The 19,700-nt window shown below is 36.5% G+C and carries 25 protein-coding genes; 22 read left to right on the plus strand and 3 right to left on the minus strand.

Annotated elements, in window-relative coordinates; all coding sequences use genetic code 11:
* The first annotated feature begins 132 nt into the window (after positions 1 to 132).
* The 10 genes from ABID46_RS13110 to ABID46_RS13155 all read left to right on the plus strand — a co-directional run bounded on the left by ABID46_RS13110 (position 133) and on the right by ABID46_RS13155 (position 9,165).
* Positions 133 to 834 (plus strand): helix-turn-helix domain-containing protein, encoded by a 702-nt coding sequence (locus ABID46_RS13110; RefSeq protein ID WP_354510844.1) that lies wholly within the window; start codon positions 133 to 135, stop codon positions 832 to 834.
* A gap of 69 nt (positions 835 to 903) precedes the next feature.
* Positions 904 to 1,449, plus strand: coding sequence for a DinB family protein (locus ABID46_RS13115; protein WP_354510846.1), 546 nt, complete (start codon positions 904 to 906; stop codon positions 1,447 to 1,449).
* Entirely contained in the window at positions 1,449 to 1,814 is a 366-nt protein-coding gene (locus ABID46_RS13120; RefSeq protein WP_354510848.1) for a carboxymuconolactone decarboxylase family protein, read from the plus strand. The genes ABID46_RS13115 and ABID46_RS13120 overlap by 1 nt, the downstream gene beginning before the upstream one ends.
* A 126-nt stretch (positions 1,815 to 1,940) precedes the next feature.
* The gene (locus ABID46_RS13125) at positions 1,941 to 2,522 is read left to right on the plus strand and encodes a TetR/AcrR family transcriptional regulator (protein ID WP_354510850.1); all 582 of its coding nucleotides are present in this window, start codon (positions 1,941 to 1,943) and stop codon (positions 2,520 to 2,522) included.
* A gap of 17 nt (positions 2,523 to 2,539) precedes the next feature.
* The gene (locus ABID46_RS13130; RefSeq protein ID WP_354510852.1) at positions 2,540 to 3,865 is read left to right on the plus strand and encodes a TolC family protein; all 1,326 of its coding nucleotides are present in this window, start codon (positions 2,540 to 2,542) and stop codon (positions 3,863 to 3,865) included.
* A gap of 4 nt (positions 3,866 to 3,869) precedes the next feature.
* Positions 3,870 to 4,961 (plus strand): efflux RND transporter periplasmic adaptor subunit, encoded by a 1,092-nt coding sequence (locus ABID46_RS13135; RefSeq protein WP_354510854.1) that lies wholly within the window; start codon positions 3,870 to 3,872, stop codon positions 4,959 to 4,961.
* 4 nt (positions 4,962 to 4,965) lie between these two features.
* Positions 4,966 to 6,189, plus strand: coding sequence for an ABC transporter permease (locus tag ABID46_RS13140; RefSeq protein ID WP_354510856.1), 1,224 nt, complete (start codon positions 4,966 to 4,968; stop codon positions 6,187 to 6,189).
* Positions 6,190 to 6,192: 3 nt separating this feature from the next.
* Entirely contained in the window at positions 6,193 to 6,885 is a 693-nt protein-coding gene (locus tag ABID46_RS13145) for an ABC transporter ATP-binding protein (protein ID WP_354510858.1), read from the plus strand.
* 5 nt (positions 6,886 to 6,890) lie between these two features.
* Complete coding sequence (locus ABID46_RS13150) at positions 6,891 to 7,481, plus strand: carboxymuconolactone decarboxylase family protein (protein WP_354510860.1); 591 nt, start codon at positions 6,891 to 6,893, stop codon at positions 7,479 to 7,481.
* Positions 7,482 to 7,698: 217 nt separating this feature from the next.
* Positions 7,699 to 9,165, plus strand: coding sequence for an MBL fold metallo-hydrolase (locus ABID46_RS13155; protein WP_354510862.1), 1,467 nt, complete (start codon positions 7,699 to 7,701; stop codon positions 9,163 to 9,165).
* Between the two features lie 99 nt (positions 9,166 to 9,264).
* Here the strand turns inward: ABID46_RS13155 and cydB are convergent, their stop codons facing one another.
* Together cydB and ABID46_RS13165 are read right to left on the minus strand one after the other, a co-directional pair.
* Positions 9,265 to 10,341: a cytochrome d ubiquinol oxidase subunit II gene (cydB, locus tag ABID46_RS13160; RefSeq protein ID WP_354510863.1), complete on the minus strand. Its 1,077-nt coding sequence runs from the start codon at positions 10,339 to 10,341 to the stop codon at positions 9,265 to 9,267.
* A 6-nt stretch (positions 10,342 to 10,347) separates the two neighbouring features.
* Complete coding sequence (locus tag ABID46_RS13165; protein ID WP_354510865.1) at positions 10,348 to 11,685, minus strand: cytochrome ubiquinol oxidase subunit I; 1,338 nt, start codon at positions 11,683 to 11,685, stop codon at positions 10,348 to 10,350.
* A gap of 233 nt (positions 11,686 to 11,918) precedes the next feature.
* Here ABID46_RS13165 and ABID46_RS13170 point away from each other — a divergent pair, with 233 nt between their 5' ends.
* The 11 genes from ABID46_RS13170 to trxA all read left to right on the plus strand — a co-directional run bounded on the left by ABID46_RS13170 (position 11,919) and on the right by trxA (position 18,474).
* Positions 11,919 to 12,722 (plus strand): sulfite exporter TauE/SafE family protein, encoded by an 804-nt coding sequence (locus ABID46_RS13170; RefSeq protein WP_354510867.1) that lies wholly within the window; start codon positions 11,919 to 11,921, stop codon positions 12,720 to 12,722.
* Positions 12,723 to 12,814: 92 nt separating this feature from the next.
* Positions 12,815 to 14,233 carry an MBL fold metallo-hydrolase gene (locus ABID46_RS13175; RefSeq protein ID WP_354510869.1) on the plus strand — a complete coding sequence of 473 codons (1,419 nt, stop codon included), beginning with the start codon at positions 12,815 to 12,817 and terminating at the stop codon, positions 14,231 to 14,233.
* A 12-nt stretch (positions 14,234 to 14,245) separates the two neighbouring features.
* Entirely contained in the window at positions 14,246 to 14,506 is a 261-nt protein-coding gene (locus ABID46_RS13180) for a heavy-metal-associated domain-containing protein (protein ID WP_354510871.1), read from the plus strand.
* A 12-nt stretch (positions 14,507 to 14,518) separates the two neighbouring features.
* A complete protein-coding gene (locus ABID46_RS13185) occupies positions 14,519 to 15,898 on the plus strand; it encodes an MBL fold metallo-hydrolase (RefSeq protein ID WP_354510873.1) in 1,380 nt (459 codons plus the stop codon).
* A 36-nt stretch (positions 15,899 to 15,934) separates the two neighbouring features.
* On the plus strand, positions 15,935 to 16,582 hold the full coding sequence (locus ABID46_RS13190) for a peroxiredoxin (RefSeq protein ID WP_354510875.1): 648 nt from the start codon (positions 15,935 to 15,937) through the stop codon (positions 16,580 to 16,582).
* A 71-nt stretch (positions 16,583 to 16,653) separates the two neighbouring features.
* Positions 16,654 to 16,971, plus strand: coding sequence for a rhodanese-like domain-containing protein (locus tag ABID46_RS13195; RefSeq protein WP_354510877.1), 318 nt, complete (start codon positions 16,654 to 16,656; stop codon positions 16,969 to 16,971).
* 2 nt (positions 16,972 to 16,973) lie between these two features.
* Entirely contained in the window at positions 16,974 to 17,405 is a 432-nt protein-coding gene (locus ABID46_RS13200; protein WP_354510879.1) for an OsmC family protein, read from the plus strand.
* A gap of 7 nt (positions 17,406 to 17,412) precedes the next feature.
* A complete protein-coding gene (locus ABID46_RS13205; RefSeq protein ID WP_435529333.1) occupies positions 17,413 to 17,784 on the plus strand; it encodes a rhodanese-like domain-containing protein in 372 nt (123 codons plus the stop codon).
* A 39-nt stretch (positions 17,785 to 17,823) separates the two neighbouring features.
* The gene (locus ABID46_RS13210) at positions 17,824 to 18,030 is read left to right on the plus strand and encodes a hypothetical protein (RefSeq protein WP_354510881.1); all 207 of its coding nucleotides are present in this window, start codon (positions 17,824 to 17,826) and stop codon (positions 18,028 to 18,030) included.
* The gene (locus tag ABID46_RS13215; RefSeq protein ID WP_354510883.1) at positions 18,030 to 18,260 is read left to right on the plus strand and encodes a DUF6132 family protein; all 231 of its coding nucleotides are present in this window, start codon (positions 18,030 to 18,032) and stop codon (positions 18,258 to 18,260) included. Before ABID46_RS13210 ends, ABID46_RS13215 begins: the two co-directional genes overlap by 1 nt.
* Positions 18,238 to 18,474, plus strand: coding sequence for a thioredoxin (gene trxA / locus ABID46_RS13220; protein WP_354510885.1), 237 nt, complete (start codon positions 18,238 to 18,240; stop codon positions 18,472 to 18,474). Before ABID46_RS13215 ends, trxA begins: the two co-directional genes overlap by 23 nt.
* 100 nt (positions 18,475 to 18,574) lie before the next feature.
* On the opposite strand, the gene ABID46_RS13225 is transcribed toward trxA, so the two are convergent.
* Positions 18,575 to 18,883, minus strand: a complete 309-nt coding sequence (locus tag ABID46_RS13225; protein ID WP_354510887.1) for a hypothetical protein — start codon at positions 18,881 to 18,883, stop codon at positions 18,575 to 18,577.
* Positions 18,884 to 18,959: 76 nt separating this feature from the next.
* Between ABID46_RS13225 and ABID46_RS13230 the strand changes: the two genes are divergently transcribed.
* On the plus strand, positions 18,960 to 19,565 hold the full coding sequence (locus ABID46_RS13230) for a c-type heme family protein (RefSeq protein ID WP_354510889.1): 606 nt from the start codon (positions 18,960 to 18,962) through the stop codon (positions 19,563 to 19,565).
* Positions 19,566 to 19,700 lie beyond the last annotated feature (135 nt).

Below are 19,700 nucleotides of genomic sequence, written 5' to 3' on the forward strand. Positions count from 1 at the left end.
TGTCATGGTGTAATCGCGTTGGGTACGCTTTTGATAATTTGTCTCTTCTTTCATAATGATTCTTTTTTTTTGTATCATTATTTCAGGACGAGACACCTGATAGCGTCCGGTTCGGGAAAACATGATATTGATTTGAATGAATACAATATAATCGAAAATCAAGCCCTTTTTATTTCTCCAGGACAGTTACATCAATGTTTTTCAGAAAACGTTTCAGGGTATTTCATTCGGTTTGATTTGGATTTTTACCACAGTATTCGCACGCAATACAAGCTATATGATTTTCCGTTTTTTCATACGATGCTGTCAGAGCCTTGCCTGGATTTGGGAGATGATTTTTCTAAAATTGAAAACATTGTTTCAGGAATGTTTCAAGAATTTATATCCAAAGAAAATTTTGGAAAAGAGGCTGTTTTACGTTACCAATTAGAAATAGTACTGATCGAACTTACCCGAATCAAGAAACGACAAAAAGCATCTAAATCAGGCATTTTGGTTCCCAATAATGAAAAACTTCGCAAATTGGAATTTTTGATAGAAAAGAATTTCATAGAACACAAAGAAGTGAATTTTTATGCAGAGCAACTCCATATTTCATCCCGTCATCTCAACAACATCATTGCTGCCCAAACCGGGAAATCCATTTCTGAAATGATACAAAACCGTATTCTGATAGAAAGCAAACGATTACTTTCCTATTCAGAAAAAACAGTAGCGGAAATCGCTTATGAATTAGGCTATAGCGACAAAGCCTATTTTCACCGATTCTTTAAAAAACAATTAGGAATTACACCTTCCGCATTTCGGAATGAGTTCCTAAAAGTACACCATTAACCGAAGTTTCTGCACCGAAATATTTTTCTTCGGCTTGTACTTTTGCATTAACAAAAAAGTTTTTTTAAAATGGAAAATAAAGCAACAGTACAGGAATTCAATCGGTTTATGAACATTCACGAACAATTGTATCTTCAGACTTTGGAATTATTAAAAGATGTTCCTGATGATGTGTTTGAAAGTATACCGATTGATAATGAGGTGATGTATCTTGGAACACGTGTAAACACAATCAATATTGGCGGGCTTATTCGTCATTTTGTATTAGCAAAAATCCATTGGTTTCAGGCAATGAAAGAAGGCAATGACGGATTAACCATTCCCAAACCCGACAATGCATCTTTACTGGAAAATATTCCGAATGGACAAGCATTAATGGATAAATACAAGGAGGTTTTTGCCAAAGGATTTGATATTCTAAAAACTTATACCGAAGAAGATTTGAACAAAACCGTTTCTTTTATGGGCAGAACATACACCGTAATGGCGTTTTTGTGGATTACGTTCGGGCATCATTCTTACCACCTTGGACAAGTAGATATGCTGATGCGTCAAAACGGAATCTATCCGGCTGAATATATGGAATGGCCTAATACTTCAACCTTGATTGGCTAATGAACCAGATCAGAAAAAAATACGAAGAATTATTGGGTTTTGTACCCGATAATATCGAAAAACGTTTACAATTAGCTGAGTTATCAGGCGAAACTGAAGCCATTGAAGTCATTGAAAAATACCGTGAGAAGCTGATTTATAGAAATCCTTTAGAGCCGAAAACCCAGCAATTGGTTCACTTTGCCTTACTGATTGGCGGAATGCACAAAGAACCGGCAAAGCTTCACGCAAAAGCTGCCTTAAAAGCCGGAGCCACCATAAAAGAACTCTTCGGAGTTTGTGAAACCGCAGCCATTACCGGAGGAATGCCCGCATTTAGCTTGGCGGTGGATTGTGTGTTTGAAGCTATAGAAAATCTGGCTTAAAATTTATTTAATACTATTCGTAAAAAATGAGGATTTAATGTCCTCATTTTTTTTATGTGTAACCTTTGTTACAGTGTAGCTTAATAAGCTAAACTATTTTTACACTTTAAAATTAGTTAGGATTAAATGAATTTAACTGAACGACAGCTGGAAATCATAAAAGCATCGGGTAAAATACTGATGGAAAGTGGTATTGCAGGGCTTACTACAAAAAATCTGGCTCGAGAAATGAATTTTTCTGAGAGTGCCTTATATCGTCATTTTAAAAACAAAGAGACCATTATTACGCTATTAATTGCTTATTTGGCAGAGAATATTACTCAACGTTTTGATGCTATTATAAATGCAAAACAATCACCAGAAGAAAAGTTTAAAGCACTCTTCATCAGCCAATTTTCATATTTCAAGCAAAATCCGTGCTTCATCAATATTGTTTTATCAGATGGTTTGATTGATAATTCTGAAGAGGTAAAAAATGCCATACAGCAATTATTACACACCAATTTTATCCGATTTAATCACCTGATAAAAGAAGGACAAAAGTTAGGTGTTTTTAGTACAATAATAACTTGCGAAGAACTTGTGCATATCGTGATGGGGACATTTCGGTTGCAAATGTTGAAGTGGAAATTGGCTTCTTTTGAATTTGATATTGAAGTTCAGGGACAGAAAACAATGAATAGTCTTTTAGCTCTAATTAAAGTATAATATAAATATTTTTTTGAATGAAAAAGTTAGTGAATATTCACAAACAAAAATTACTCTTAACCATCTTATTATTACCTATAATGGGATGGTCACAGGAAACAAAAGAGTTTCTTACACTGGAAGAAGTACTTGTATTTGCAAAGGAAAAGAAAGTAAATTTTAGAAATGATATCATCCAGCAAAATTTAGCAGAGCTCAACAGGAAAACTGCGATAGGAAATGCCTTTAATCCGAGAATTCCAGCATCAGCTCAGATAATTGATAATATGAACCTACAAACCAATTACATTCCAGCTGAAGTTTTCGGCGGTTCGCCTGGTTCTTTTCGCAAAATCACGATGGGCTTGCAATATGTGGGTACATTTAGTATACAACCACAGTTTGATATTATAAATCTTGGAAACATAAGTCGTATAAAACTATCCAAAACAAATCAGGAATTTATAGCCAATCAACAAAAAATAAACGAATGGAATATTTATGACCAGTTAAACGGTGTTTATTTTAACATCTTATCGTTTCAGGAACAAAAAAAGGTTGTAGATGAGAATATAGACATTGCAAAACAAATTTTAACTCTTGTAAATAATAGATTTGAAGAAGGGCTTGTACGCAAACAAGATGTAAACGAAGCCGAAGTAAACCTCATTCGCTTACAGGATCAGCTTTCGCAATTGCAATTTAATATCCAAATCCAGCAACAAAATCTTGCCTTGTTTTTTGAGAATGAAGCCAGCCCCATATTAAATCAAAGCATTCGGGATTTTGATCGTAAAAAAATGCTTACAGAAACTCGCAACGATTTATGGATAAAGCATTATGAGCTTAAAGAAAAAATGGCAGAGCAGGAATGGAAGTCATCACAAAAGCAACAGTTGCCGGTTTTAGGATTTGTATCGTCCTTCAATTGGCAAAATTTGAGCAACCAATCCTTTTTTCACAGCAATTCCAATTGGATTAATTTTAATTATGTGGGTCTTCGTTTGAGTTGGGAACTACCAACTACTGTTTTAAAATATTCGGCGGTAAAGGAGAAAAAAATGCAATGGCAAATTGCCGAAAATGAGGTTAATCACTTTATACGTGAAAATGAAACCCGTAATAGCAATTTGTTGGTAGAGTATGAAAAAGCATTTTCCCAGCTCGAAAACTACAAGAAAATTCAAACACTGAAAGAAGGCACCTATCAGAAGTATTTCGACCAATATCAGGAAAATATTTTGTCTTTAGATAAATTACTTACCGCACAAACGGATATGTTGCTGAGCCAGCTAAATGTTGTAACGGCATTAGCAGGCGTTGGGTTTAACGAAAATAAAATAATCATCAATAATAAGTTCTGATCAAATGAAAACAAAGTTATTCATCATTGTTATACTATTCATCACATTACAGTCCTGTGGTTCAAAAGAAGAAATGCAACCAATCATAAAAGACATAAAAGAATTGGTTTTTGCATCGGGAACCCTGGAATGGGATGATGCCTATCAGCTTACGGCACAAACAGACGGGGTATTGACCGAAGCCAGTTTTGAGGTTGGAGACAAAGTTAATGCAGGGAAAATTATTGCAGTCATCAACAATCCGTCTAATCAAATCAATACAAATTCTGCAAAGGAACAATTAAAAATCGCCAACGAAAATCTAACGGAAAAATCGCCAGCCATTCAGCAATTAGAGCAAAATATTTACTATGCAGAAAATAAATATGCACAGGATCAACTGCAAGTAGAACGTTATGAACGCCTTTACCAAAAGCAAAGTATAGCCAAGATAGAACTTGAAAATATGCAACTGGCTGCAAAGAATTCATTAGCACAGCTCAATGCTCTTAAAAAACAAAAAACAGAACTATTACAACGTGCCAAATCACAACAGATTTCAAACGAAAATCAGGTGCAAAACAGCAAAATCATAGAACAATACAATCAATTGGTAATTCCTCAAAGCGGAATGGTCATCCATAAGCTCAAATCAACGGGAGATTATGTAAGAAAAGGAGAAGTTGTAGCTACAATTGCTGATGACAGAAAGCAGGAAGTGGTATTGAACGTAGATGAGAACAGCATCGGAAAAGTAAAATTAGGGCAATTGGTTTATATCCGATTTAACACAGATAAAGACAGAGTATATGAAGGTAAAGTGAGTGAAATAGTTGCTGCATTTGATGAAAAGACACAATCTTTTGTTGTAAAAGTTCTACTGGCTGAAACATTGCCTAACAGTATTTACGGCACACAGCTCGAAGCCAATATTCTTATAGGCGAGAAAAAGAATGCTTTGTTAATCCCAAGAAACTATTTGGGATTTGGAAATAAAGTTAAAATTAAAGGAATAGAAACTCCCGTTATTGTAAAAACAGGCATTATTTCTACCGAGTATGTTGAAATATTAGAAGGCATCAATACAAATGACATTCTTGAACATTTAAAACCTTAGAGCAATGAACATTAATACGGACATCGCCAAAACGTATCTGTTTTCAGGCAAAAAACTGACTGCCGTAGCCGCTCTTGGTGTATTACTTGGAATGTCGATTTATATTTTTATGAACAGCTTGTTAGTTGGTTTCGATAAAACGTCAGACGAAAATATTTTCAAAAACACACCACATATCCGGTTGTACAATGATGATGTAATCAGCAAAAATCTGGTCAGCGATACCGTTGTCGAATACCTGATTTCCAACCCGAAAGTAGTTCCGAAAATCAATACCATAATTAATCCCAATGGAGTTGCAGAAAGCGTTTTAAAGCAAAAAGAAGTTACCGTAGTAACAGCACAAGTCAATACGGGTGTGTTTTACAACAACGGAAGAACCCAGATAAACGGAACAAGCATCGGGATAAAACCAGAGGAAGCAGACCTGATGTACAGCATAACTTCTACTATGGTAGAAGGCAAATTTGAAACCCTGAAAACCGACCCTAACGGCATTGTTATAGGCATCGGTATCGCAGAAAAAATGAATTTAGCACTTGGAGACAATATCAATCTCACTTCACAGAAAGGAGTAACCAAAAACCTTCGTGTAGCAGGCATTTTCCGTTCTTTTAATTCCATTGCCGATGATACCAAATCATACATAAATTTATATACAGCCCAGCAATTGCTCAAAGAGAATAATGTGTATGTAACAGACATCAGTGTCAATGTGCAAGATCCGCACAAGGCAGCAGCCGTTGCCCAAAAATTAACCCAATTAACCGGCTACAAATCCGAAGACTGGAAAGAGAGCAACGAATCGCTGATGGCACTCAGCAAGATGCGTTTCATTATGATCAATTTTGTTTCTACAGCCATCATGCTTATTGCAGGTTTCGGGATTTACAATATCTTGAATATGACCGTTTCCCAAAAGATAAATGACATCGCCATCTTAAAAGCAATTGGTTTTAGAGGAAAAGACGTAATACGGATTTTTGTAACGCAGGCACTATCAATTGGTTTGATTGGTGTAATTGGCGGGATGCTGATGGCATTGCTTATGATTACCTTGTTGAAAAAAGTGTATATAGGCGGAGACATCGGATATTTCCCCGTGGATTATGAAATGCAGAAATTCATTCAGGGAATTGTTATGGGTTTAGTGATTACATTTTTTGCCGGATACATCCCTGCCCGTAAAGCAGCTAAAGTAGATCCGGTAAGTATTTTCAGAAAATAAACAATGGATAAAAATATCGTTTTAAAAACAGAACATATCGACAAATATTTCTACGATCCGGTAGAATTTCAAGTGTTGAAAAATATTGCATTTGAGGTAGAGAAAGGAGAATTTCTAACCCTTGTCGGGAAATCAGGAAGTGGGAAATCCACTTTGCTTTATATTCTTTCCACTATGGATAGGGATTATAAAGGAAACTTGATTATAGATAATGAATTAATTACAGGAAAATCAGTCGATGAACTGGCAACTATACGAAATGAAAAAATAGGATTTGTATTCCAGTTTCACTATTTGCTGGCAGAATTTACCTGTCTGAAAAATGTAATGATTCCGGCGCTAAAGCTTGGTAAACATTCCCCAAAAGAAATAGAAGAGCGAGCTTATGAAAAACTGAAAATGCTGGATATGCAAGACCAAGCACTAAAGCCTGCCAATAAACTTTCAGGCGGTCAGCAACAACGTATTGCCATTGCCAGAGCATTGATTAATGACCCGTTGATTATAATGGGCGATGAGCCGACAGGTAATCTTGACAGTAAGAATACAGACATTGTATTTGATATTTTTAAAGATCTGACACGCAATTTCGGACAAACCATAATTGCAGTAACCCACGATGATGAATTTGCCCAAAAAAGCGACCGCACCATAGAAATGAAAGACGGAACCATCATTGGCAGTCATACAAATTGAAAACTATGAGTAAAGAGATAACTATACCTAAAAACATTGAAAATCAGACATTATATAAAAGAAAGGTTTCTTTTGCTGAACTATTTTATTCACTGCTATTAGCCCCAAGGTCTGTAAGTGTATTCATTAAAAACAAAAAGCAAAAAACCATAGATGAACAATTTTTAGAGCGATTACAATTGGCTGTAACAGAAGTAAACGCTTGTGCGGTTTGTTCATATGCTCATACACAGATAGCATTAAAAATGGGAATGAATAACGATGAAATATCAGGGTTTCTTACAGGAGATAAAAATCTTATTCAACCACAGGAAGCCAAAGCTGTACTATTTGCACAACATTATGCAGAAACTCGTGGATTACCTGAAAAAGAAACTTTTGAAGCTATCGTAAAAGAATACGGAAAGAAAAAAGCACGCATTATTCTGGCTGTTATACAACTGATGCTGACAGGCAATATGATTGGCTTACCTATGAGTGCGCTACGTGCCAGAAAGAAAGATAAACCCTATAAAGACAGCTCTTTATTTTATGAATACGGGATGCTTTATAATTCCGATAGCATTGGTTATTTCATTCATAAAATGGATTTTTAGGATACCTAATATCCGTTTCGGAAAAAATATAGAGTAAGTTAACGATTAAAGAGATGAGAAAAATCGTGTTTTAATATTTATTCTAATGCTTTATGTAACCTTTGTTACTTTCTGCCCAAACTGTAAATGCTAATTTTGAGGATTTCTTACTACACTAATAACACATAAAGTTAGTGTAGATAGTTTTAAAATATTAAAATTTAAAAGCAGTTAATATATGAAAACCATCTTTTTAAAAAACAGTTTCTTATGGTTGGTAGCAATACTCTTCCTATCCAATTCCTCTTATGCACAATCTTTGCTTTTTGAGCGTATATATGATGAAACACTGTCGCAGGCAAGCTATGTCGTGGGAGATGCACAAACTAAAGAAGCAATTGTAATTGATGCTCAAAGGGACATTGATGTTTATCTGGAAATTGCCCGAAAAAACGGATTAAAAATCACCAAAATTACGGAAACGCACATTCACGCAGATTTTCTGAGTGGTTCACGTGAGTTAGCTGCTGCAACCGGAGCAGAAATGTATCTGTCTGACGAAGGCGGAAAAGACTGGCAATACGACTTTTCTCATCACGGACTGGAAAACGGTGACCAAATCAAAATCGGAAGTATCGCTTTAGAAGTGATGCACACACCAGGGCATACTCCTGAAAGCATTACGTTTTTGGTAAAAGACGGAACCTCAAATCCAATCAAAGCCATTACCGGAGATTTTATTTTTGTAGGCGATGTGGGTCGTCCTGATTTACTAGAAAAAGCTGCGGGACAAATCGGAACGCAGGAAATCGGAGCTAAACAACTTTATGCTTCTATCGAACGTTTTATGAAATTACCCGAAGATACCGAAATCTGGCCGGGACACGGAGCCGGTTCTTTTTGTGGGAAAAGTTTGAGCAATATTCCACAATCGACTTTGAAACAAGAAAAATTAACCAATCCGGCTTTACAATTTTCTGGGAAAGAAACAGATTTTGTAAACTATATTCTAAAAGACCAACCAACCCCTCCAAAATATTTTGCGATGATGAAACATCTAAACAAAATAGAGCGTCCGCATTTGGTTCAGGTTCCTAAATTATCACAACTCAGTAGAAAACAATTCGATGAAGCTATTAACAACGGACTTATTGTGGTTGATACCCGTCCAAAATCAATTTCAGGAAAAGGATTTATTCCGGGAAGTCTTCTGATTGAAAATATGAAAACATTCTCCACATTTGTAGGTTCTCTTGTCGATTATCAAAACCAAATTATCTTGGTTGCGGAAGAAAATCAAATTGAAGATTTAACCCGAAAATTGATGCGAATCGGGATGGACAATATCTACGGATATTTTACAGATGTCAATTCGCAAAGTCTGGCTTTACAAAAAGCAAATATCATTGGTATTAAAGAATTAAAGTCTTCATTAAAAAATAAAGATGTTCAGATCATCGATGTACGCTCCAAAAACGAATACAATAATGGTCACATTAAAGGAGTGCAAAACATTGCATTAACTGAGTTAGAGCAAAATTTAGACAAAATTCAAAAAGATAAACCCGTTATAATTCATTGCCAGAGTGGTGCAAGAGCAGCCATAGCATATTCTATTTTGAGAAATAACGGATTTGAAAACATTCTGAATTATTCTGGAGGTATCAATGATTGGGTGGAAAAAAAGAACGAACTTGTGAAATAATTTTTTGAGCTTAAACGATGCAGGCAAATATTCGTACGACTGAAAAATTTTAGCCAATAAAACTGAAAGACTAAGCCTCAAAGCTTAGTCTTTCAGTTTTTAATGCTCTCCATAACCCACATCGTCCATTTTACCCTTAAATACTCTAAACTGAATGATAAAATAGATTACAACCAGTATTGCTGCTATTATAAACCAATACAACCCTACAGACAGCCCATATTCGTGAGCCGCTACATTCTGAACCGTTAAGGAAGGATTAACTCCATTAGTCGATGGTAATAAATTGGGAAACATAGAAGCTATCGTGGTGGCAAAACTCCCGAAAATAAACATCGAAGATAACAGAAAACCGGTGCTATCTTTTTTAAATGTTTTAATTCGGAACAAACCGATAAGACCTATTGCACCAATAACAGGGAATATCCAAAGCCAATAATGAGTTTGCAGATTATTTAAAGGGAAAGGCTTTACATAATGCCATAAACAAGCCGAAGTAACTACCAATGCCAGCAATACAAAATTCAATTTAAAAATAACCTTTTTAAGTCTTTGGTTAAGTGTTGTGGAAGTTTTAAGAATTACCCAATTTGCTCCGTGAATAGTTAATGTAACAACCGCTACAAGCCCCAACAATAGTGTAAACCAATCGATAATTCCCTGTTGTTCTGCAAGCGGATCAAACGTAGGATTCCAAAGCGGTAAGAAAAAATAATGAGCCTCCTGTGTAGAAACACCATTTTTGACCATTCCAAGATTAACACCTCTCACTACATTGCCAAGTGCAGCTCCAAAGAAGAGAGCCAATAATAAACTTGCGATACCAAATGCTTTATCCCAGATTGCTTCCCACATGCTGTGATGTACTTGTCCCCTCAGTTCCAAGCCTACGGCTCTGAATATCAGCAACCATAATACCAACATTAGTGGTAAATAGAAACCACTGAAAGCAGAAGCATATAATGTAGGGAATGCAAAAAACAATACACCTCCTGAAGCAATCAGCCACACTTCATTCGCATCCCAAAAAGGACCAATGGCATTGGTTACGGCTTTTTTTTCTTCTTCTGTTTTGGCAAAAAACAGATGTACAATGCCCGCCCCGAAATCATATCCGTCAAGGATCACGTAAATCCCCAACATTACCATTAATACAACGAACCAAAATATTTCCATAATCCTTTATTTTAATGCAATTTTAGCTTCGGGACCTTTTCTGATAATTTTCAAAACCAACAATAAAAAGAGCAAACCGAGCAATAAATACAGACCTACAAAGCCCAATAGTGTAAATAAGGCATTACCTGAAGACACCGTAGGCGATACGCCATCTACCATACGCATCAGATTGTAAACCAGCCAGGGCTGTCTGCCCAGTTCTGCTGTGTACCATCCGGCTGTGTTGGCGATGTACGGGAATGGTATCATGAACATCAGTATCCACAACAACCATTTTGTTTGATATAATTTATTTCTCCAAAGTAAAAAGGCAGCAAGCGTCATAATACCAATGAAAATCGTGCCCAAACCAACCATAATATGATAAGCATAATATAAGCCAGGAACATTAGTGGGATGAATAGATTCGTCAAAGTCATTCAAACCTTTGATTTCGGCATCCCATCTTTGGTACGTTAGAAAACTAAGTATATTGGGTACAGCAATTTTATTATCCAGTTTTTTGTTTTCCATATCGGGCTGACCAATCAATACGATTTCAGAACCGCCTTTTTCGGTTTCAAAAATACCTTCCATTGCCGCAAAAGTTGCCGGTTGATGTTTCACTACATTTTTTGCAGCCCAATCTCCGGTAGGAAATGCAACTAAAATAGAAGCAATTACACCAAAAATAACACCGCTTTTGACGAATATCTTGCCAAAACGACTATGTTTATTACTCAATAAATAAAAAGCACCAACTGCCGCCACGAAGAAAGAACTCGTAATCAATGATCCTGCCTGATTATGCAAATAAGACGGTAACAACCAAGGATTCGTGAACAATGCACTAAAATTGTTCAAAACAAACTTTCCATTTTCTAATATTTCATATCCGACCGGATGCTGCATCCAAGAATGCGTGGCAAGAATTAAAAAACCACTTGCCCAGGAGCCGAGGAAAACCATCAGTCCGGAAAGAAAGTGTAGTTTTTGTCCGAGCAGTTTTTCACCAAAAAGAAACATGCCCAAAAACGAAGACTCCAAAAAGAAGGAAAACATTCCTTCCATTGCTAATGTTTGCCCGATGATACTACCCGTGAGTTCTGAGAACTTAGCCCAGTTCGTTCCAAACTGAAATTCCATCGGAATGCCTGTAACTACACCCATTGCAAAGTTCAATGCAAATATCTTCATCCAGAATTTAGCAGCATTGTTGTAATCTTCATTATTCGTTCGCAGAAATTTCCATTTGAAATAAACAATCATCAGAGAAAGTCCCATTGTGAGCTGAGGGAACAAATAATGAAAGGTAATCGTAAAGGCAAACTGCAGCCGGTTGTAAAGGATCATGTCTTCCATAAGGAATATTTTAAGCGTTTGAATATCAGGTTTTGTTACCGCATATATTCACTTTTTATATGCACCTGTAAAGGTATTTCTAAATTACAAAAACAATTGTAACAGTTGTTACACAGTATAGAATAAATAGACATTTAATGCTGTTCAGTTTTAATTTTTCAGCTCTGTAACAATTGTTACAGCCTGCGTTATCAAGGGATTCTAATTTTGCTGTATCATTTAATTATTGAATTATGGCAACAGATCTTATAGGTTATTTATTAGCCGTTTTAGTAGGCGTTTCATTGGGGCTTATTGGTAGTGGAGGCTCCATTCTTACCGTCCCTATTTTAGTGTATGTGATGGGTGTTAATCCCATATTAGCCACAGCGTATTCTTTATTTGTGGTAGGAACCACATCTTTAGTAGGAGGTGTTCAGAATGCTCTTCAGAAAAAAGTAGATTTTAAAACCATGTTTATTTTTGGTATTCCATCTATTGTTGCAGTGTATTTAACTCGGGCATACCTGATGCCTTTAATTCCCGATGTGCTGTTTTCTGTTGGAGATTTTCAGTTTACAAAACCCATTGCTTTAATGGTGCTTTTTGCCATCGTCATGATTTTTGCTTCCATATCGATGATACGTCCTTGTCCACATTGTAAAGATGCAGACGCTGGTGAAATAAAATACAACTATCCGATGATTTTATTGGAAGGAGCATTAGTCGGTACGCTTACCGGATTAGTCGGTGCAGGTGGCGGATTTTTAATTATTCCGGCATTGGTTTTATTGGCAAAAATGCCGATGAAATTAGCCGTAGGAACTTCCTTATTTATTATTGCTGCCAAATCACTTTTAGGATTTACAGGCGATTTGCAAGGTAGTGAAACCATCGACTGGACTTTACTTTCCACTTTTACCGGATCATCGGTTGTTGGCATTTTTATCGGAATCTTCCTTTCCAAAAAAATAGAAGGTAACAAACTCAAATCTGCATTCGGTTGGTTTGTGTTGGTTATGGGAATTTATATCCTTATCAAAGAATTATTCTTATAAAAAAACGTCCTGTAACATATGTTACTGTATAGGTTATAAGCAGGTTATACCTTTGTAATATAAAATCAGAAACAATTAAAAAATCATAAAAAATGAAAATAGAACAAATTTATACAGGATGTTTAGCTCAGGGAGCTTATTATATCGAAAGTAACGGGGAAGCAGTGGTTATTGATCCGCTTCGTGAAGTACAACCTTATATCGAAAAAGCGGAAAAAGACAATGCCAAAATCAAGTACGTATTGGAAACACACTTCCATGCAGACTTCGTAAGTGGTCATTTGGACTTAGCGAACAAAACCGGAGCAACGATCGTTTTTGGGCCAACAGCCAAACCGGCATTTGATGCACACGTTGCTACGGATGGTGAAATTCTGGAAATAGGTAACATCAAAATCAAAGTAATCCATACCCCAGGACACACCATGGAGAGTACATGTTACTTGTTAATTGACGAAAACGGTAAAGAAACAAGCTTATTTACAGGAGATACTTTATTTATTGGAGATGTGGGTCGTCCTGATTTAGCTCAGAAAGTGATTGCCGATTTGACGCAAGAGAAATTAGCCGCTCATTTGTACGATTCATTGCACAACAAAATCATTCCGTTGGCAGACGACATCATTGTCTATCCGGCACACGGAGCAGGATCGGCTTGTGGTAAAAATATGAGTAAGGAAACTACCGATACGTTGGGTAATCAAAAGAAAACCAACTATGCCTTACAACCGATGACTAAGGAAACTTTCATTGATAAGGTATTAGACGGATTGATGCCACCACCGGCCTATTTTCCTGAAAATGTATTGATGAACATTAAAGGTTATGAAAGTATAGATGAAGTACTGCATAAAGGAACACGAGCTTTAAGCCCGACAGAATTTGAAGCGGCAGCTAACGAAACCGATGCCTTGTTACTGGATACGCGTGATGCACAAACATTTGCCAAAGGGTTTATCCCGAATTCCATTAACATTGGTATCGATGGAAATTTTGCTCCCTGGGCTGGAACCTTAATTCCCGATATTAAGCAAACCATTTTATTAATTGCTGATGATGGACGTGAAGAAGAAATTGTTACCCGTTTGGCACGTGTGGGTTATGACAATACCATTGGTTATCTGAAAGGCGGATTTGAAGCGTGGAAGAATGCCGAAAAAGAAACCGATACCATCGAATCTATTTCAGTTGATGAATTGGCAAAACGAATGGAACAAAATCCTGATTTAAACATCTTAGATGTGCGCAAAAAAAGCGAACACTATTCAGAACACGTGATCGGTTCCGAAAACATTGCTTTAGATTATATCAACGACCATATCGCTGAAGTAAGCAAAGACAAAACTTATTACGTACACTGTGCCGGAGGATATCGCTCTATGATTTTCAATTCTATCCTTAGAGCCAGAGGTTATGAAAATCTGATTGATGTTCAAGGTGGTTTTGCGGCAATTAAAGAATCGGGAAAATTCAAGGTAAGCGATTACGTTTGCCCGACCACAATGCTTTAACATTTTTGAAAAATGAAACACACAATCGAGCTAGAAAATATAAAATGCGGAGGATGCATGAACAGCATTAAAACAGCTATCATGCAAATGGAGGGTGTACAGGACGTAAGCATCGATAAAGACACCGAAACCGTTACTATTGAAGCCAATTCGGATGTAGAGCCGTTTATTCAGAAACTAAACGATTTAGGTTATCCGCAAAAAGGTAATAATTCATTATTAAAAAAGGCAAAGTCTTACGTAAGCTGTGCCGTAGGAAACTTAAAATCTTAAAAATAAAAAAATATGTTTTTTCAACACGTATATGATAAAAGTTTGGCTCAGGCGAGCTACTTTATCGGCTGTCAAGCCAAAGGCGAAGCCATTGTTATAGATGCTCAAAGAGATGTCGATGTATATCTGGAAATTGCCAAGCAAAACAATATGAAAATTACACACCTTGCCGAAACACATATCCATGCCGATTATCTGTGTGGATCAAGAGAACTGGCAGCAGTAACCGGAGCACAAATGTATCTTTCGGACGAAGGTGGCGAAGACTGGCAATATCAATTTCCGCATATAGGATTGAAGCACGGCGATAAAATCAACGTAGGTAATCTTACCCTGGAAGTATTGCATACACCAGGACACACCCCGGAAAGCATCAGTTTTTTGTTGACCGATCATCCGGCAACGGACAAACCGGTCATGGTATTCACAGGAGATTTCGTTTTTGTAGGTGATATTGGCCGTCCCGATTTATTGGAAAAAGCGGCAGGACTTATCGGTACACAGGAAAAAGGGGCAAAACAAATGTACCAATCTATTCAACGTTTTGCTGAATTGCCCGAATACGTGCAGGTTTGGCCGGCACACGGAGCAGGATCCGCTTGTGGTAAAGCCTTGGGAGCAGTTCCAAGTTCTACGGTCGGGTACGAAAAAATCCGTAACTGGGCATTTCAATACGAAAATAACGAAGCCGGATTTATCGAATACCTTTTAGAAGGACAGCCGGAGCCGCCAAAATATTTTGCGATGATGAAACACTTGAATAAAGTGAATCGTCCACTGTTGGTTGAAGTTCCTAAACATCCAAAATTGTCCAAAGAACAATTCTTAACGGCTTATAACAATGGATTGAAAGTTATTGATGCACGAGTAAAAACAGATTTTGCCAAAGGATTTATTCCGGGAAGCATCAATATTCAGGGTAATAATTCTTTCTCTACTTGGGCAGGCTGGTTGTTGAATTATCAAGAGCAATTCGTTTTGGTTGCAGATGATGCACAAATGGAAGATTTGACTAGAAAGCTGATGCGGATAGGATTGGATAATATCTACGGATATATTTCTAATGTAGAATACTTAGGATTGGAATTGGAAACCGAAGACATTATCGGTATCGAAGAATTCAAATCTTATATCGGCAATCCAGATGCACAAATTGTAGATGTGAGAGGAGTAACTGAGTACAATACCTATCACGTAGAAGGAGCGGACAATGTTTTCGTAGGTACATTACCTGATAATTTAGATAAGTTCAGTAAAGACAAACAAATCATTATTCACTGCCAAAGTGGTGACAGAGCTACCCTTGCACAATCACTTTTAGCAAAATATGGTTTAAAAAACGTAAAAAACTATTCTGCCGGAATGAAAGAATGGATGGAAGCAAACAGCTAAATAAATCAATTTATAAATAATTTAAAATATCATAAAATGGAAAATCAAGTAAACACAATGCCAAGAATTGGCGATATGGCACCTGACTTTGAGGCCGTAACCACAACAGGAAATTTAAAATTTTCAGAATATAACAAAGGAAGCTGGGTAATTTTATTCTCACATCCCGCTGATTTTACTCCGGTTTGTACAACCGAAATGACAGGATTTGCTAACGAGAGTGATTTCTTTGAAAAACACAATACCAAACTAATGGGCTTGAGTATTGACAGTATTCACAGTCATATTGCTTGGGTAAATGCAGTTGATGAAAAAACAGGTGTATTGTTCAACTTCCCGATCATTGCAGACCTCGATATGAAAGTAGCAAAGTTGTACGGAATGCTGCAACCGGGCGAAAGTGAAACTGCTGCTGTTCGTGCGGTATTCATTATGGATCCGGCAGGGAAAATCCGCTTGATTATGTATTATCCTTTGAATGTAGGTCGTAATATGGACGAGATCAAACGTTCTTTGTTAGCACTTCAAACATCCGATGAATACAAAGTAGCTATGCCACTGAACTGGCAGCCGGGTGATAAAGTAATTGTAGGTGCCCCAAAAACATTGGAAGGGTTGAAAGAACGTAAAGCCGATACAAGCTTAGAGCAAGTGGATTGGTACCTGGCTAAAAAATCAATTTAATCATTAAGAATAAGGAGATTGGCTTTACGCAAATTTAAGGTCAGTTTTCTTATTATAAATATTTACATTATATGTTAGAGTTATTAAGCAAACTTTCTAAAGATAAGTTTTCAGACAAAGATTATATGTTTTTGGTTGATGTACGCACTCCTGAAGAATTTAATTCGGGAAGTGTTGACGGTGCCATAAACATACCATTAAGCGTATTGGAACAGGAGCTTTCTCAATTTGAAAACAAAGAAAATATCATTGTTTTCTGCCGCAGCGGAGCAAGAAGCGGAAATGCACAAATAATCCTGCAACAACATGGATTTGAAAATGTAGTGAACGGTGGTCCGTGGCAAAATGTAGAGCAAGCCTTGGAGGAATTCAAAACAAAAACGGTTTAACTATGTCAGAAGAACATTATTACGAAGTTGATGTAAAATGGAAAGAAGGTAGAATTGGTGAATTGTCATCTCCCGTTTTACAACCAACCATAGAATGTGCCACCCCGCCAGAATTTACGAATGGTGTACCGAATATTTGGTCACCTGAACACCTTTTCGGTGCTGCTATAAACAGCTGTTATATGGCGACTTTTTTGGCTATTGCAGAGAATTTCAAATTACCTTTTACGAGTTTTGAATGTAAAACGGTTTGTAAATTAGAAATGGTTGATAAGAAATTTCAAATCACCGAGGCTGTGATTACACCTGTTGTGCATTTGGAAAACAATGAATTACAAGACAAAGCGTTACGTGTTTTAGAAAAATCCAAGCAAAACTGTTTGGTAACCAATTCTATTAAGACCGAAATTACAGTAGTACCAAAATTTTTATAATCAAGTTATGAAAAATAAAAAACTTGGTGCAGTTTATTTTACATTAATACTATTTGCTATGTTTGGAATATTTAAGTTTTTATTTGGTCAGCAAGAAAATACCCAACTAAAGGAAGTTATCAAAGAAGGTGCTTTTTTGGTTGATGTTCGTACACCTTCTGAGTTTGCATCCGGAAGCGTAAAAGGAGCAGTAAATATTCCTCTGGATAAAATACCGGGACAGCTCTCTAAATTCAAGGGTAAAAAACACATCGTTGTATTTTGCAGAAGTGGTAACCGTAGCAGTCAGGCAAAAAGTATTTTAGAAAAAAACGGTTTTCAAAACGTTGTAAATGGGGGAACTTGGAACAATGTACAGAAAGTAATTACAGAAAAATAAAATAGACAAATGAAAAACTATTTAAGCAACTGGAATTTTATGCGGATTATCCGTTTGGTTTTGGGAATTGTTATCATCGTTCAAGGCATTCAGGCACAGCAATGGATGCTTGCTGCCTTGGGTGGATTGTTTACACTAATCCCGCTGTTTAACATTGGCTGTTGCGGTACTGCTGGATGCAATACAACATATTCTACAAGCAAAGCCAAAAATACGGAAGACATCACCTACGAAGAAGTAAAATAATGATGATACAGACATTTGTAACAAAGAACCTTCTAACCATCATTGGAGTGCCAATTGGTGCACTTGCCGGATTTCTCTATTGGAAATTTGTAGGATGCAATTCGGGCACTTGTGCCATTACATCCAGTCCAATCAATAGCACGTTATACGGCTCGGTAATGGGAGGTTTGGTATTCTCTATGTTCAAAAACAATAAAAAGGAAAAGAATGACATTTCAGGAAATAATTAATCAGGATAAGCCGGTTTTGGTGGATTTTTTTGCGGTATGGTGTGGCCCTTGCAAAATGCAGGCTCCCATATTAGAAGAACTAAAACAACGCATTGGCGATATTGCCGACATCATCAAAATAGATGTGGATCAAAATCCACAAGTTGCGACACAATACCAAATTCGCAGTGTACCCACCTTAGCTATTTTTAAAAATGGTGAGATTAAATGGTGACAATCCGGAGTTTTTCCTGCCAACGAATTAGAACGTTTGATAAAGGAAAATTTATAAAAAAGCTCGAAGGTTCACATCCTTCGAGCTTTTATTTTCTGCCTTATTCTGCAATTAGCTGCTGTAATCCTCTCGTCATTTCAGGAGCCGAGTAATCTATTACTCCTTCAAGTCTTATCGCAATAGCTCCTTTTTTGTCTAAAAAAACTTGCTGTTTCTCTTTTTTGTTAGATTTTATGTAGCTGGAACAGAAAGATGCACAACCTATTTTAGCAGAATTATTTTTTGCGGATTGATTACTTTCAATATTGAACTGCTGTTTCAGATCTCTTTTTACCGAACACGGAATAGCCAAAATAATCGTTAATAAAACGATTACGATTTTCCGGTATGTATTTAGAAACTGAAACATAATCAACAGAGCACAGTTTAAAGTGACAACAAAAATAACAAGATCATATTCATTGGTTTGTAACCAATGTTACACATTGAAAATTTCAGATAAACTATTTTTGAAAGAAAAGAACTTGAATTTGAGAATATTAACTTTGTTATTGTTAGTGGCCGTAGTTTCCTGTCAGCAAAATATACCTCGTGATAAAGATGTTTCTATATTAAAAGACAAGGCTGATTCCATAGCAACTCTTTCACAAAATGTTCTGTTACAAAATGTAGCTGGTGCAATACAAAAAGGCGGAACTGAATATGCCGTAGATTTCTGCCAAGTTGAAGCTATACCTATTACTGATTCATTATCAAAAGAAGTTCAGATGTATATTCAACGTATCACAGATAAAAACAGAAATCCTAAAAATAATCTCAAAACAAAAACTGATCGTTCTATTTTTGATGAATTCAAAAGAAAGTCTGAATTGTTTGATACATTACTCATAGAAGAAAAACAATATGTGTATTACAAACGAATCAATCTTGCAATGCCTACCTGTTTGAAGTGTCACGGAAATCCACAAGCTGATATAGAGGAGAAAACCTTAAAAAAAATACAGGCACACTATCCCAAAGACAAGGCTTTAGAGTATCAAATTAAGGAATTAAGGGGGGTATGGAAAATAAATATTTCTAAAACAAAATAAAGGAAAAAGTTAAGGAATTGATTGCTTTTTTTTACTTTTGTGTCCCGTCCTAAAATAAGTTGACACAAAATCGACTTATTATGAAAGAATTAAATTCCGAAAGGAACAAACGGACGCAACGAGATTATACTTTAG

This window comes from Moheibacter stercoris (genome assembly GCF_040545805.1).
Taxonomy (GTDB): Bacteria; Bacteroidota; Bacteroidia; order Flavobacteriales; family Weeksellaceae; genus Moheibacter; species Moheibacter stercoris.